Raw genomic sequence first — 15715 nt, 5'->3', positions numbered from 1 at the left:
TAGTTTATTCTTAACCGATTATTATGTTTAAGCAAGATATATACCTGTAATTTATGGCAAAAAAGAAAACAGCATTTGTATGTAGTGATTGTGGAGCAGAGTTTGCGCGTTGGCAAGGGCAATGTTCTGAGTGTAAGGCGTGGAATACGGTAACGGAATTTCGGGTTCCATCGGCTAAAGCTGCGCCACAAGGTGGCGTGACCTCAGGTTATGCAGGCTTTGTTGAAGCGAAAGTACAAACCTTAGATGAAGTAAACCTTGAGCAGTTACCCAGGTTTTCAACTGGTTTTACCGAGTTTGACCGTGTTTTGGGCGGCGGGGTTGTTCCAGGAAGCGCAATATTAATCGGCGGTAGTCCAGGTGCTGGTAAAAGTACTGTGTTGCTGCAAACTATGTGTCGCTTAGCCGAGAGCATGAATACGTTATATGTGACGGGAGAGGAATCCCTACAACAAGTTGCCATGCGAGCAACGCGATTGGGCTTGCCTACTAATAAACTAAAAACGTTAGCAGAAACCAACGTAGAAACCATCTGCCAGCTTGCGCTCAGAGAAAAGCCCAGCATCATGGTAATAGATTCCATTCAAGTTATGCACATGAATGATATTCAATCAGCGCCGGGTTCTGTTTCTCAAGTTCGAGAGAGCGCCGCATATTTAACACGCTTTGCAAAGCAAAATCAGGTTGCCATTATCATGGTTGGCCACGTGACTAAAGACGGAACATTAGCAGGGCCGAAAGTATTAGAGCACTGTATTGACTGTTCAATCTTATTAGAGGGCAGCGCTGACAGCCGCTTTAGAACGTTGCGAGGCAATAAAAATCGCTTTGGCGCGGTCAATGAGTTAGGTGTCTTCGCGATGACCAGTCAAGGCTTGAAAGAGGTAAGTAACCCGTCCGCTATTTTCCTTAATCGCGGTGAGGCACAAACTCCCGGTTCTTTGGTGATGGTGATTTGGGAAGGTACAAGACCGCTATTGGTAGAAGTCCAGGCTTTGGTTGACTATTCGCAACTGGCGAACCCACGTCGCGTCACTGTTGGTTTGGAGCAAAACCGTTTAGCCATGTTACTTGCTGTGTTGCACCGCCATGGTGGATTACAAGTGTCGGATCAAGATGTTTTTGTCAATGTGGTGGGTGGGGTCAAAGTCACCGAAACCAGCGCTGATCTGGCCTTGATTGCAGCGCTTGTGTCGAGCTTTAAAAATCAATCACTAGATAGGCAGCTTGTGGTATTTGGTGAGGTGGGGCTTGGTGGAGAGATCCGCCCTGTACCTAGCGGACAAGAGCGTTTGCGTGAAGCTTCAAAACATGGCTTTACACGAGCCATTGTGCCAAAAGCAAATCAACCAAAAGAAAAAATTGAAGGGATGGAAATCGTTGCTGTCTCGAGCTTAAGTGAAGCACTTGAGGCGCTTTTTTAAAAACGGAGTAAAAAATGAATAAAACCACAGTAATATTGGTGGCCGCAGCCTTAGCTGGCGCTGGATATGTTGGTGTAAACTATTATGTCAATGACCAGATAGAACAAGCGATCACTCAAAAGATAGCTGGTTTTGAAGCTGACACGGGTCTTGATGTTGATTTTGCCAGCAGCTCCGTTGACTTGTTGACACGGGATGTAGAGATCACACAATTACAGATTTCATCATTAGCGCAAAGTGCTCCAGAGTTGACCATTGATAAGCTAAGTATTGCCGGTTACGAGCAAGACAAGATAAGCCCACTCACTGAGCTCGAGTTTGTTGGGATAAAACTCAACAGTAAAGCTGATGTATTTTCACAAGGTACTTCACCTGAGCTGCTCGCGGCAACATATCATGTGAAAACCAGCTTCTCCTTTGATGAAGCATCTGGCGACAGTGAGTTTGCGCTGATGGTCTTAGCTGATGAAGTAGCACAAGGAGACTTCACTATCTCTTTAGGCAACAGTAAAAAATTGATGGAAGTCTCGTTGGCGGCATCGAAGCTGGATAGTCAAACATTAAGCCTTGAGCAGGAATTGCAATTACAGTCGCAATTAATGGCCGCGATGCAGTCACTGCAATTTAAGTCTCTTGCGCTTACCATCAATAATCAGGGTAAGCTCTCAGAATTTATTGAGTCGGAGGTGGCTCAGCAGGAGATGACCTTAGCTGACTTTCGAGCTGCTGTTGCGCAGCAACTACAGATGATGTTTTTGCCACAAGAGGTACAACAGGCTATCAATGACTTTGCTTTGGGAATGAACGCCCTTTCGCTCTCTATCACATCAACACACAATCAAAATTTCATGGCGTTGAGTCAGCAGTTACCCGTTGCTATGTCACAAGACCCAGAGTTACTCGCTGAGTTAATCAAGGTAGAAGCCAGCGGCAAGTAAAACTGAGATAAAAAGCCACGCACTCACAACCTCAATGTAAAGGGAAGTGCAAAACTTTCCCTGTACACTGAGGTTGTAAAAAGTGGTGAATTTTAGTTCAGCTTTGAGGTTGATCATACAATTCGTTGGAGTTGCGCTGGCTGCGGTGGTAGCATTGGAGTATCAATTGCTTGGGAAAGTATCATGAGCGAATTCAAAGACTACCAGCAAGCTCAATTGCTATTAGAAAAACACGAATTATTTATTGCCCCTGCCGAAGTTCACGGCACTATATCTGGGCTATTGGCCTGTGGCCTGAATATCGAAGACTCTGAGTATTTAGGGTTACTAAGCGACGTATTTAATGACGGTCAAAAATTCTCAGCACCAATACGGGAATTTTGCATCGACCTTTATAAGCAAGTCGCTGAACACTTCAACGACGGTGAGTTCCAGTTTGAACTATATTTACCGCCGGAAGACGAATCATTGCATGACCAAGCGAATGCCTTGATAGCTTGGGTATCGGGCTTTTTACTAGGCTTTGGTCTAAAGCAAAAAGACTATGGCAAGTTATCTTCAGACGTGAAAGAGGTGATCAACGACTTTAGCGAGATCACAAAGCTGGATACCGGCTTTGAAGACTCTAACGAAGATCAAGAAGCATTACTTGAAGTGATTGAGTATGTCCGAGTTTCTACACTGTTGTGCTTTGCCGAAATGGGTAAAGAATCGCAGTCTGTTGGCACATCAAAAACGATACATTAATTATGATTAAAAACAGCGAGTTTGTAGCACGCCGTGCGCGCCTTATTGCGGCACTTGATAATAATGCCGTCGCAATTATTCCTGCGGCTGTTGAATTAACCCGTAGCCGCGATACTGAGTTTCCGTTTCGTCAAGACAGTGACTTTTTTTATCTCACTGGCTTCAAAGAGCCTGATGCGGTTTTAGTATTAACAAAAGACCGCGAGGGCAACGGTCAGTCTACGTTGTTCTGTCGTAATAAAGATAAGGTTGCTGAGATTTGGCATGGTCGCCGTATGGGCTATGAGCAAGCTAAGTCGCAACTTGAACTTGACCATACCTTTGCACTTAGTGACTTAGACGATGAGCTACTCAATCTCGTGAATGGCCGCAAGGTATTGTTCTACGGCCAAGGCACGTACAGCGCATTTGATGATAAGGTTTGGCAGTTACTGAGTACATTACGTGGCGCGCCAAAAAAGGGCTATCGCGCACCTGAGATAATCAAAGATATTCGCCCACTTGTGCATGAAATGCGCTTGTTTAAGTCAGATGCGGAAATCGCCGTGATGCGCGAAGCGGGCAGAATTAGCGCAGAAGCGCACATACGCGCGATGCAGTTTGCAAAGCCTAGTGCGACGGAATACCAGCTTGAAGCTGAAATTCACCATCACTATGCAATGAACGGTGCGCGTCACCCAGCCTATGGCACCATCGTGGGTAGCGGTATCAATGCAACGATTTTACACTACACCGACAACTGTGACGCGCTACAAGACGGTGACTTGATACTGATTGATTCGGGTTGTGAACTGGAAGGCTATGCGGCAGATATAACTCGTACGTTCCCAGTAAATGGCCAGTTTACTGATGCTCAGCGCAAAGTATATGATCTAGTATTGGCAGCACAATATGCCGCCTTTAACGAGGTTAAACCCGGTGGCACGTTAGTTAAAGCAAATCAAGTCGCGATGAAAGTATTGACTGAGGGACTTGTAGATTTGGGTATTCTTGCGGGTGACGTAAACGAGCTGTTAGATGCTCAGGCATGTAAAGCATTTTATATGCACGGTTTGGGTCATTGGCTTGGTCTTGATGTTCACGATGTTGGTGAATATAAGTTAGACGAAGCGGATCGTCCATTTGAACCTGGTATGGTGCTCACCATTGAGCCTGGTTTGTATTTTGACGAAGATGCGCAAGTTCCTGATGAATATAAAGGAATTGGCATTCGTATCGAAGATGATTTGTTGGTTACAGACACCGGTTATGAAAATTTAACCGCGTTGGTGCCAAAAACCATCACAGAAATAGAAGCATTAATGAATAACTAGTGGACACATTGCGTGCAACAGTTTGATGTCGTCGTGGTTGGCGGTGGTATGGCAGGAGCCAGCGCCGCTATTGCCATGAAAAAAGCCTCTCCGCAGGCGAACATTGCGGTTATTGAAGCCTTCGCACCGAAAGGTAAACAGCACCCGAGTTTTGATGACCGCAGTATTGCACTTGCTGCACAGTCGGTTGCATTTTTGGGCAAGCTAAATCTATTTAATCCCCAGTGGCAATACGTTGAGCCAATCACACAGGTCAATGTTTCTGATAGAGGCCACTTTGGTAAAGCGTGGATCCGGCCTGAAGATTATGGTGAGCAAGCCTTAGGCTATGTGGTTGAAGTCAATCCTTATGGCAGCTTTTTACATGAGCAACTCGCAGGTCTTAACGTCACGCTATTTTGCCCAAATCAGGTGACTGAAATAACACAATGCCCTGAGCAAGTTGTTCTAACGCTTGATAATGGCGAGCAAGTATGTGGTCGTTTATTGGTCGTTGCCGACGGCGCAAACTCTCCTACGCGAACTAAACTCAATATCGGCTTTGATAGCATAGGCTACGAGCAAGGGGCGTTGATCGCCAATGTGCAGATTGACTCAGCTCATGGTGGTCAGGCGTTCGAGCGCTTTACTGAACATGGCCCAATGGCGCTACTGCCAATGAGTGATAACCGTTATTCACTGGTGTGGTGTATGCCTAATGACAAACTCAATGAGTTTGAAGCGATGGCGCCAGTTGAATTTTTGCAAGCATTACAACAAGCCTTTGGGTATCGCGCTGGGCGCTTTGTACAAGTAGGCATGCGAGCCAGTTATCCGCTGGTACTTGGTCGGGTAGAGCAGCTCACGCACCATCGCGTTGTGGTGATTGGCAACGCCGCGCATGCTATTCACCCCATTGCAGGACAAGGCTTTAATTTAGGCCTAAGAGATATTCAAGTACTTACCGCACAATGTCAGGCCGTTGCGCCCGACGAGTGGGGGAGCTTTCAATTTACGCGTGCTTATCAACTGGCGCGAGCGCAAGACATTAACACGGTGATGACATTAACCGATGCGCTCGTTCGACTATTTTCAAACTCATCAAGAACGTTAGCCTTAGGCCGCAGTTTAGGTCTACTCACCATGGCGCTGTCCAAAACAGCAAGAGCGCCACTGGCTAAACAATTGATGGGGTATAAAGGATAAAGGAGTTGGCATGCAACAAGTTCAAGTTTGTATTGTTGGTGGTGGATGTATTGGATTAACGCTGGCGCTGGGGCTTGCGCAGCAAAATATCTCGGTATTAGTGTTAGACAGTGGTGAAAAGCCAGCCCCATTGGCACAAGAATACAGCGCGCGCGTAAGCGCGATAAGCGCTGCAAGCCAAGCGTTATTTGAGCGCTTAGGGGTATGGCCTGATATTAAAGCGCAGCGCGCCGCGGCATATACTCATATGGATGTCCGTGATAAAGATAGCTTTGGTAAAATTGCCTTTGACAGTGAATCGCTAGATTTACCTGAGCTTGGTCATATTATTGAAAATGACGCCATTCGCTATGCGCTGTTAACGGCGCTCGAAGCAGAGCAATCGGCTAAGCTGATGTGGAACACCAAATATCAAAGCCTGCATCAAACAGATTCTGATGTGCTGTTAACCTTAGCCACTGGTGAGCCGGTGATGGCAAAATTAGTGGTAGCAGCTGACGGGGCACGTTCTGCTATTCGTCAGCAGTTTAATATGCCAATCACTTATTGGGATTATGATCACCATGCGCTGGTTGCAACGATAAAAACCGCAGCGCCTCATGATGCAACAGCAAGACAAGTGTTCCTCCCCGATGGACCGCTGGCTTTTTTGCCGCTGGATGACCCATACACTCATTCAATTGTGTGGTCTACCGCACCAGATAAAGCAAAGCAGCTACAAACCATGTCGGGCGAGGCGTTCAATAAAGCTTTAAGCGCAGCAATTGATATGCAGTGTGGCGTGTGTGAATTGGTTGGCGAAAGGCATGTTTTTCCTCTAACCATGCGCTATGCAAAACAGTGGGTGCAAGGGCGTATCGTTTTGATGGGGGATGCGGCACATACCATTCATCCACTTGCAGGTCTTGGTATGAACCTAGGATTAAAAGACGCCGCGTATCTGATCACTTTGTTATCAGCATCACAAGAGCAATTTGCCTGCACACGGATACTGCGTCAATATGAGCGCAGCAGAAAAGCCGATGCCCAAAAGCACATTGCCATGATGCAAGGGCTTAAAGAACTGTTCGAAGGCAATCATCCGCTTAAAAAGTTAGTGCGGGGAGTGGGTCTAAGCTTGGTCGACAATCTCGGCCCTATTAAGCACCTGTTCGCTAAAGAAGCTGTCGGCGGTAAATAAAAGAAGGATCGCCGCGTAAAGCGGCTCCTACAGAGATTTCAGATTGTAGGTAGGAGCGATTTTACATCGCGATCTTTTCTAAAATCCGCTTCACCGCGTAAAGCACCTGTCACAGAGGTTTTATATTGTAGGTAGGAGCGATTTTACATCGCGATTACTTCAACAATCTCGCCGCATAAAGCGTCTCCCACAGAGGTTTTATATTGTAGGTAGGAGCGATTTTACATCGCGATCATTTCAACAATCTCGCCGCATAAAGCGTCTCCCACAGAGGTTTTATATTGTAGGTAGGAGCGATTTTACATCGCGATCATTTAAACAATCTCGCCGCATAAAGCGGCTCCCACAAAGGTTTTATATTGTTGGTAGGAGCGATTTTACATCGCGCTCTTTTCCTAAAACAGGCATCACCAATTTTATAAATCCCCAATTCCATTACTTAAATAAATACAATTCCAGTAAGGGTAATCGCCAATCTGTTTTGCCAACCCAGCTCGAAGCGGGTTTGCAACTATGTATCTTGCTTGGTTTTTTAACATGGTGTTATGCAAAATACAGGTGTCATAAAAACCTTTTTGCCATAGCTGCCTAACATTCATTGTTCTTAACTTAGTTGCTATTTTTCCTTTTAACGACTTAATGGTATCAGATAAGGAACACACATCCTTTAGTTGAAACAGAAGATGTAAATGATCGGGCATCAGCGTATAGGCAATTAATTTGATAATGTTATCCTGCTCAAGGTGGTAAATTTCGCGAATAACAAGTTGATTGACTGCGAGGTTATTAAAAATAGCAGTTTTGTTTTTACAGCAAATGGTGATTGCATAATATTGACCTGCCGATGAAACCCGACCTTTTCTTAAACGGCAGCTATGTGGCATGACTCTCTCCTTGAGTTCATTAATAAGTGCTAACGTAAGTATAGGACAAGATCGCCGCGTAAAGCGGCTCCTACAGAGGTTTTATGTTGCCGGTAGGAGCGATTTTACATCGCGAGCTTTTCTTAAATCACCTTCACCGCGTAAAGCACCTACCACAGAGGCTTTATGTTGCTGGTAGGAGCGATTTTATATCGCGATCTTTTAACCTAACCTCAATGCAATAAACTCGGCTAGTTTATCAACGGCATGGGCGGACTCTTGGGTGTTTTTGACTAGGCTGATACCAATTTGCCCGAGCTTGGGTAATATTTGGGTTTGGGTCTGATAAGGCAATTCCGTAGGAACAGTGCTTTTGGCCAGCACAGTGATCCCGAGCCCCTCTTTTAAAGCTGCAGTAAGGCCGGTTAAATCGGCATTACTGTATACAATACGGTATTGCAAGCCAGCTTGTTGCAGCGCTTCAATAGCGCGGCGGCGATAGATACAGCCTTCTGGTGCGGTGACTAAAGTGACAACCGAATGCTGCGCAAGCGATAAATCGCCAACCCAGACCAACTGATCTTGCATAAACACCGGATACTTGGACGAACTGAGCTCTTCGTTAAGCGCCAACACTAAATCAAATTGATCTTGCCTTACCACAGAAAGTAAGTGTTTACTCAGCCTAGATTTAACTTCAAGTGCAACATCGGGATATAAAGACACAAAATCACCAATAATCGAGGGTAAGATCCGCGCTGCAAATTCACTGGGAATACCCAATCGCACTCTGCCTGTGACACTTTCAGAGGTAAATTGCTGAATAATTGCATCGTTTTGCTGCAGCATTTGTTTGGCAAGTGGCAAAAGCAGCTCGCCATATTGATTTAATATCTGCCGCTGTCCTTGTTTTTTAAACAGCTTGCAACCGAGCATGTCTTCTAAGCGTTTAATTTGCAAACTAACAGCGGGCTGAGACAAGCCTAGTAGCTCGCCAGCCTTGGCAAAGCCACCGACATCTACCACAGTGACCAGCGTTCTTAATCCATCAATCGATAAGTTTTTCATATAAGGAAATGCAATTTATAAAACCCAAGTACATTAATATTATTTATCAATTGATAAGTAAATACAATTTGTTGTTGAGTTTGCGCATCCTTATACTTTTGCTCATCGAAATTTCACTAAGGTAGTGCCATGAGCGTCACGCCAATTATCTTTGCAAAGCACCGTCAGGGCAGTGTTCCGACGCAAAACCATTACAAACCAACGGATGCTGTTGTGGTGCTGGACTTCAGTGGCTTTGAAACCACGCCTTTTTTAAGTCAAATTCTTACCCTTAATCTAAATAAATTAATGGCGCCAGGCTTGGGCTTTCAGGGCAAGCTAGACAGTGGCGAAAATTTTGCCGTGTACTATTTTAGTGAAACTGCTTACCGTTTTGTTGTCAGTGAAAGAGCTGCCACTGAGCTTGCAACATTGATTGATAATCATGCGGATGAGTTTGATATTGAACTGGTACGTCGTCACGACTTAGCCGCAGCAACCTTAAGTGGTGAGCTTGCGTTTGAACGTTTGATTCACGACTTTACGTTAACACCAGGCCTTAGGATTTCAGACAAAAATGCCTGTTATGGCAAACAAAGCGGCGAAGTATTTATTACAACCTTGCTGGTGGACGAACAGCAACAATACCAGTTGATTGCACAAGCTGCTGTGTTAGATAAGTGGCAAACAACGCTTACTGATGCTGGTTTTAAACTCGTTTCATAAATTCCGTGCAGTTATCGTAATTACGATAACAATAACCCCCTCAGTGCCCAATATAAGTTGCTGAGTAAAAAAGTGAAGGATAAGTATGACTTCTAAAACAGTACTACACGCTAAGCACCTAGAAGCTGGCGCAAAAATGGTAGACTTCCACGGTTGGGAAATGCCAATCAACTACGGCTCACAAATTGAAGAGCACCATGCGGTGCGCCAAGACGCGGGCATGTTTGATGTTTCACACATGACGATTGTTGATATCGAAGGTGTAGACGCTAAAGCATTTCTACAAAAACTAGTTGCAAACGATGTAGCTAAGTTAACAGTGGCAGGTAAAGCGCTATATACCGGTATGCTAAACGAGCAGGGTGGCGTGATTGATGACCTTATCATTTACTTCTTCACTGAAACGCAATACCGCCTAGTGGTTAACTCTGCAACACGTGAAAAAGATCTTGCACACATTAATGCTGTGGCAGCCGGTTTTGACGTGACAGTGACAGAGCGCCCTGAGTACGCAATGGTTGCGGTACAAGGACCAAATGCAATTGCGAAAACAGCGACTATTCTAGACGAACAACAACAAGCGGTCGTAGCAGGTATGAAACCTTTCTTCGGTGTGCAAGCTGGCGACCTTTTCATTGCAACAACAGGTTATACCGGAGAAGCTGGTTATGAGATCGTAGTGCACAACGACGGTGCTGCGGACTTATGGCAAAAATTATTAGACGCAGGTGTGCGTCCAGCTGGCTTAGGTGCACGTGATACGCTACGTTTAGAAGCGGGCATGAACCTTTATGGCTCTGATATGGACGAAACGGTTTCTCCGCTTGCGGCGAACATGGCATGGACTATCGCTTGGGAGCCAGAGGATCGTGACTTTATTGGCCGTGCAGCTATTGCTAAACAGCGCGCAGAAAAAAGCACTGACAAGTTAGTTGGTCTAGTACTTGAAAGTAAAGGTGTGTTGCGCGGTGGCTCTAAAGTTATCGTAGAAGGTGGCGAAGGTGTTATCACTTCTGGTACATTCTCTCCGACTTTAGGCTTTAGTGTCGCGCTTGCGCGTGTACCTCGTTCAGTTGGCGAGACCGCACAGGTTGAAATGCGTAAGAAACTAGTTGATGTTAAAGTTGTTAAGCCAAGTTTCGTTCGTAACGGCAAGTCAATTATCTAATTTTAAGAATAACATTGGTGTCGCTCACGGGGCGTCACCACAATCGACCAAAGGAACAAAAAAATGAGCAACATTCCTAGCGAGTTAAAGTACGCTACTTCACACGAGTGGGTTCGCGCTGAAGGCAATGGCGAGTACACAGTAGGTATCACTGAGCACGCACAAGAACTTCTAGGCGACATGGTATTCGTTGAATTACCAGACGTAGACGATGAAGTTGACGCGGGTGAAGACTGTGCAGTTGCTGAGTCTGTAAAAGCAGCATCAGACATCTATGCACCAATCGGCGGTACTATCATTGCGGTAAATGAAGATCTAGAAGATGCGCCTGAGACTGTAAACAACGATGCGTACGGTGACGGTTGGTTGTTCCGTATTAAAGCGTCTGACGAGTCAGAATTAGACAATCTACTAGACGCAGAAGGCTACGCAAATTCAATCGACGAAGACTAATTTGTTGATAGTAATAAAAGCCCCTTTTTAGGGGCTTTTATTGTTGCTTTTTGAGCAAGGGTGCTTGCTCAAGGTATGACGAGTTCATACCAACGTTTTTAGAATACTGCCGTTACCAAGGTATCTTTTTTAGATAAAAACAGTATTCACCTTTTTCATTTGGATCATAGGAACCTGGACTAATGTCAAACGCCAAATCTCTTGAACAGTTAGAGCAAAAGCAAGATTTTATCCGTCGCCATATCGGGCCAAGCCCAGCACAGGTGAGTGAGATGCTAAGCGCTCTTGGAGTATCTAGTGTTGAAGAGCTGATCGGTCAAACTGTACCTGCTTCAATTCGCTTAGAAGAGGGCTTACAGATCGGTGAAAGCCGCACAGAAGTGGAAACCCTTAGCTACCTGAAATCAGTAGCGAGCAAAAACAAGGTTTTCAAATCTTACATCGGTCAAGGCTATCACCCAACTCATGTACCTAATGTTATTTTACGTAATGTACTTGAGAATCCGGGTTGGTACACGGCTTACACCCCTTATCAGCCAGAGATTGCGCAGGGTCGCTTGGAGTCACTACTTAACTTCCAAACGCTGACTATGGACATTACCGGCCTAGACTTAGCCAGTGCATCACTACTCGACGAATCAACCGCAGCCGCAGAAGCAATGGCGCTTGCAAAACGTGTATCTAAAGCGAAAAAAGCAAACACTTTCTTTATTGCAGACGACGTACATGTACAAACTATTGACGTAGTATCAACGCGTGCTGAGCAGTTTGGTTTTGAAATCGTAGTAGGCCCTGCTAGCGACGCTGCTAACCACGACATTTTCGGCGCGCTATTCCAGTATCCAACAACATCAGGTGAAGTGGTTGACGTTACTGACCTAATCGCACAAGTACAAGACAAAAAAGCGATTGCCTGTGTTGCCGCAGACATCATGAGCTTAATGCTACTTAAAGCACCAGGTAAACTAGGTGCAGACGTAGTGCTTGGTTCTGCACAGCGTTTTGGCGTACCTATGGGTTACGGTGGTCCACACGCGGCATTCTTTGCCACGCGTGATGCTTACAAGCGTTCACTACCAGGCCGTATTATTGGTGTGTCTAAAGACCGTTTAGGTAACGACGCGCTACGTATGGCGATGCAAACTCGTGAACAGCATATCCGCCGTGAGAAAGCGAACTCAAACATCTGTACTGCACAGGTGTTACTTGCGAACATGGCTGCGTTTTACGCGGTTTACCACGGCCCTCAAGGTCTTAAGATCATCGCTGAGCGCATTAATCGCCTTGCAAGCATTCTTGCCACAGGTCTTAAAGCAAAAGGCGTAGCACTTAAGCATGATACTTGGTTTGATACTATTACGGTTAAAGCGGACGACGCTGACAAGCAAGCAGCTGTGGCGCGTGCGGTAGCAAAAGGCGTGAACTTTGCCCTTAACCATAACGGCGAATACTCAATTGCAATAAACGAAACTACAACGCGTGCGGACGTAGCTGAGCTATTTGATATTATTCTAGCTGACGACCATGGCCTAAATGTAGATGCGCTAGACGCACAAGTGTCAGGCGAGAACATCACAGGTATTCCTGCAAGCTTAGTGCGCGACGATGAAATTTTAACGCACGCAAACTTCAACAGCTATCACAGCGAAACCGAGATGCTGCGTTATATCAAGCGTCTTGAAAACAAAGATTTAGCACTAAACCACTCAATGATCTCATTGGGCTCGTGTACTATGAAGCTAAACGCGACCGCTGAAATGATCCCTGTGACTTGGCCTGAGTTTGCAGAGCTACACCCGTTCTGCCCAATCGACCAAGCAGAGGGTTATAAGATCATGATGACTGAGCTGCACGACTGGCTTGTGAATATCACAGGTTACGACGCAGTATCACTACAGCCAAACTCAGGTGCACAAGGTGAGTACGCAGGTCTTATCGCGATCCGTAAGTACCATGAGTCTCGCGGTGAAGGTCACCGTAATATTTGCTTGATCCCAAGTTCAGCGCACGGTACAAACCCAGCGTCTGCACAAATGGCAAGCATGAAAGTGGTTGTAGTTGACTGTGATAAAAACGGTAATATCGATATAGAAGATCTACGCGCGAAAGCCGCTGACGTAGCTGAAAACCTATCGTGCATCATGGTCACTTACCCGTCTACACACGGTGTATACGAAGAGTCTATCCGTGAAGTATGCGACATCGTGCACCAGCACGGCGGCCAAGTATACATGGACGGCGCAAACATGAATGCACAGGTTGGAGTAACTAGCCCAGGCTCAATCGGCTCTGACGTATCACACTTAAACCTACACAAAACATTCTGTATTCCACACGGTGGCGGTGGCCCAGGTGTTGGTCCTATCGGTGTTAAATCGCACCTAGCGCCATTTATGCCTAACCACAGCGTGATCAACGTAGAAGGCACAAACGTAGGTAACGGCGCGGTTTCTGCGGCACCTTACGGCTCTGCAGCTATCCTACCTATCTCGTGGGCATACATTGCGATGATGGGCAGTGAAGGCCTAAAACAAGCAACAGAAATGGCAATCGTAAACGCTAACTACCTAACGGCTAAGTTGAGCGAGCACTTCCCAATTTTATACCGTGGCCGTAACGACCGTGTTGCCCACGAATGTATTGTTGACCTACGCCCACTGAAAGAAGCCACAGGCATTACCGAAATGGACGTTGCTAAGCGTCTACAAGACTACGGCTTCCACTCACCAACAATGTCGTTCCCAGTAGCGGGCACACTTATGGTTGAGCCAACGGAATCTGAGTCTAAGGTAGAAATCGACCGCTTTATCGAAGCCATGGTTTCTATCAAAGGTGAAATCGACAAGATTGCATCAGGCGAGTGGTCTATCGAAGACAACCCATTAGTATTTGCACCACACACGCAAGCTGACGTACTAAGCAACGACTGGAACCGTGCATATGATCGCCTCGCAGCTGCATTCCCAGTACCAAGCGTAGCAAAAGACAAATTCTGGCCAACGGTAACCCGTATCGACGATGTATACGGCGACCGTAACCTAATTTGTTCTTGCCCTGCGGTTGATACTTACCGCGACGCGTAAGAGGTGTGTCTGAATATATAAAATTCAGACAATGTATATAAAAATAGACAAACTTCGGTTTGTCTATTTTTTTTTGCTTAAAATTTAACTAGCTTTTGCAAGCTCGGTGTGACTTTGAATCTTACCCTGGATGAATTCAAACATCGGGCGAAAAAGCTCAAAGCACTCAGAAGGTAACTGACTTATTACTTCCTTTGAAAACTTAATTTTATCGCCTTTAAAAACTATATAGTCTTTTTTACGATGTGGTCCAAAGTATTTCTCCAGTTCGGTAATCCCCCAAAAAGCATGTTCAATACAAAAATGCGGATTGGGCAAAATCTTTTCTAGAGGGTTATCTTCATCCCAAACCTGCTCTCTAATAGCGTTGTTAGGAATTGGTAATAGAAAGGAGTAGGCATTCCTATCTTCTAGTTTTCTGCAAAGTCCCAATCCAATATCAGTGACTTCCATATTTCCACCTAGATGTCGCCAGTCTTCATAAGCATCATCAAAATCAAACAAAGCAAAAAACAATTTATCAGGGTAAGCTTGATGAATTTCCCCCCTCGCTAGCAAGGTTTTAATAAAACCTCTATCAAAGGCGTCTTGAATTAAAATGGGAATATCTTCTCCTGGATAAAGTTTTTCATATGCTGTATTCAGAACATTTACATCCGATGGTCCTTCTACAAAAAGAATTGGACGCAAAGATGTTCTAATTACATTATCAATCAATAGCTTACTTTCATCTTCTGAATATTGAATAAAGCTATTTGAAAGGTCGTTGATAACATTACGTTTATCAACGGGGATACACTCTATTTGTTCATTTAAAAACTTCATTTGGGAGAGCTGAGCTTGTTCTATATTGCATAGTGTAGCCGCACTGTGGCTGGTCATCAGGATGTGGTTTGATTGAGCTGCTTCTATGGTTATATCTGAAATTTGTCTTAAAAATTCAAATTGCCACTCTGGGTGTAAAAAAGAATCTGGCTCGTCAAGAAGTGTTAAACACTCCTTATCCTTAAACAACTCTGTTATGGCATAAATATAAACGGATTGAAACTGTCCATCACTAAAGTGATTTAGAGTAGCAGGTTGATTCCCTTGTATTGTTAAACCTACTTCTATAGATGTAAGCATGCCAAGAGTCTTCAGGTTATCTAAAAGCCTGAATTGTTCAGTAATCTCGGTATTTTTAAATCTGTCTTGAAATAGGGCAACATCAATGGGAATCAGATATTGGTCGTCAGAACTGTTATATATGTTTTGATGTGCAGATTCACCTTTGATGCAGTTAACAGCACTCTCCAAAAATTCACGGGTTATGCCATCTGCGCCCCAGAAGTGAGTTCTAGGGTCAAAATGATCGATTGCGTTTATATCAGTTTCATGAAGCTTTGTTAGTTCCTTAAAACGACCATCGGCATATTTAGGACGTTTAAGAACTAAACTGACTGTAGGCGACACAGCACTAATGTGTACTAGCTCAGACTTGATCTGACAGTTACCCGTTTTTCAATCGGTGGCTGTCAGTTTAGATTTGAGCTAAATTTTTCTCAGCCCAAATTGATTTTCCATCAAGCAATGTTTCAAATGGCGTTCT

General features: G+C 45.0%; 13 protein-coding genes. 10 read left to right on the top strand and 3 right to left on the bottom strand.

The window, feature by feature from the left end; genetic code table 11:
* Positions 1 to 53 precede the first annotated feature (53 nt).
* From radA to F9Y84_RS20355, 6 genes are all read left to right on the top strand, one after another.
* A complete protein-coding gene (gene radA, locus F9Y84_RS20380; protein WP_125250426.1) occupies positions 54 to 1424 on the top strand; it encodes a DNA repair protein RadA in 1371 nt (456 codons plus the stop codon).
* 14 nt (positions 1425 to 1438) lie between these two features.
* Positions 1439 to 2362 carry a hypothetical protein gene (locus F9Y84_RS20375; protein ID WP_147390225.1) on the top strand — a complete coding sequence of 308 codons (924 nt, stop codon included), beginning with the start codon at positions 1439 to 1441 and terminating at the stop codon, positions 2360 to 2362.
* A gap of 183 nt (positions 2363 to 2545) precedes the next feature.
* Positions 2546 to 3109 carry a UPF0149 family protein gene (locus F9Y84_RS20370; protein ID WP_125250424.1) on the top strand — a complete coding sequence of 188 codons (564 nt, stop codon included), beginning with the start codon at positions 2546 to 2548 and terminating at the stop codon, positions 3107 to 3109.
* A 2-nt stretch (positions 3110 to 3111) separates the two neighbouring features.
* Positions 3112 to 4422, top strand: a complete 1311-nt coding sequence (gene pepP, locus F9Y84_RS20365; RefSeq protein ID WP_147390226.1) for a Xaa-Pro aminopeptidase — start codon at positions 3112 to 3114, stop codon at positions 4420 to 4422.
* Positions 4423 to 4434: 12 nt separating this feature from the next.
* The gene (gene ubiH / locus F9Y84_RS20360) at positions 4435 to 5607 is read left to right on the top strand and encodes a 2-octaprenyl-6-methoxyphenyl hydroxylase (RefSeq protein ID WP_147390227.1); all 1173 of its coding nucleotides are present in this window, start codon (positions 4435 to 4437) and stop codon (positions 5605 to 5607) included.
* Positions 5608 to 5617: 10 nt separating this feature from the next.
* Positions 5618 to 6787 carry an FAD-dependent oxidoreductase gene (locus F9Y84_RS20355; RefSeq protein ID WP_147390228.1) on the top strand — a complete coding sequence of 390 codons (1170 nt, stop codon included), beginning with the start codon at positions 5618 to 5620 and terminating at the stop codon, positions 6785 to 6787.
* A gap of 416 nt (positions 6788 to 7203) precedes the next feature.
* Here the strand turns inward: F9Y84_RS20355 and F9Y84_RS20350 are convergent, their stop codons facing one another.
* Positions 7204 to 7671 (bottom strand): REP-associated tyrosine transposase, encoded by a 468-nt coding sequence (locus tag F9Y84_RS20350; protein WP_128732783.1) that lies wholly within the window; start codon positions 7669 to 7671, stop codon positions 7204 to 7206.
* Between the two features lie 201 nt (positions 7672 to 7872).
* Entirely contained in the window at positions 7873 to 8718 is an 846-nt protein-coding gene (locus F9Y84_RS20345; RefSeq protein WP_147390229.1) for a LysR family transcriptional regulator, read from the bottom strand.
* A 129-nt stretch (positions 8719 to 8847) separates the two neighbouring features.
* Here F9Y84_RS20345 and F9Y84_RS20340 point away from each other — a divergent pair, with 129 nt between their 5' ends.
* The 4 genes from F9Y84_RS20340 (at position 8848) to gcvP (ending at position 14127) form a co-directional block, all read left to right on the top strand.
* Complete coding sequence (locus F9Y84_RS20340; protein WP_128732762.1) at positions 8848 to 9423, top strand: hypothetical protein; 576 nt, start codon at positions 8848 to 8850, stop codon at positions 9421 to 9423.
* Positions 9424 to 9508: 85 nt separating this feature from the next.
* A complete protein-coding gene (gene gcvT, locus F9Y84_RS20335) occupies positions 9509 to 10591 on the top strand; it encodes a glycine cleavage system aminomethyltransferase GcvT (RefSeq protein WP_147390230.1) in 1083 nt (360 codons plus the stop codon).
* A 63-nt stretch (positions 10592 to 10654) separates the two neighbouring features.
* Positions 10655 to 11044 carry a glycine cleavage system protein GcvH gene (gene gcvH, locus F9Y84_RS20330; protein ID WP_125250416.1) on the top strand — a complete coding sequence of 130 codons (390 nt, stop codon included), beginning with the start codon at positions 10655 to 10657 and terminating at the stop codon, positions 11042 to 11044.
* A 182-nt stretch (positions 11045 to 11226) separates the two neighbouring features.
* A complete protein-coding gene (gcvP, locus tag F9Y84_RS20325; RefSeq protein WP_147390231.1) occupies positions 11227 to 14127 on the top strand; it encodes an aminomethyl-transferring glycine dehydrogenase in 2901 nt (966 codons plus the stop codon).
* A gap of 84 nt (positions 14128 to 14211) precedes the next feature.
* Here gcvP and F9Y84_RS20320 read toward each other — a convergent pair whose 3' ends face one another.
* Positions 14212 to 15579, bottom strand: coding sequence for an AAA family ATPase (locus F9Y84_RS20320; protein WP_168756786.1), 1368 nt, complete (start codon positions 15577 to 15579; stop codon positions 14212 to 14214).
* Positions 15580 to 15715: the final 136 nt, after the last annotated feature.

The organism is Pseudoalteromonas peptidolytica (genome assembly GCF_012641745.1).
GTDB lineage: Bacteria > Pseudomonadota > Gammaproteobacteria > Enterobacterales > Alteromonadaceae > Pseudoalteromonas > Pseudoalteromonas peptidolytica.
This window is presented reverse-complemented; position numbering and strand designations above follow the sequence as displayed.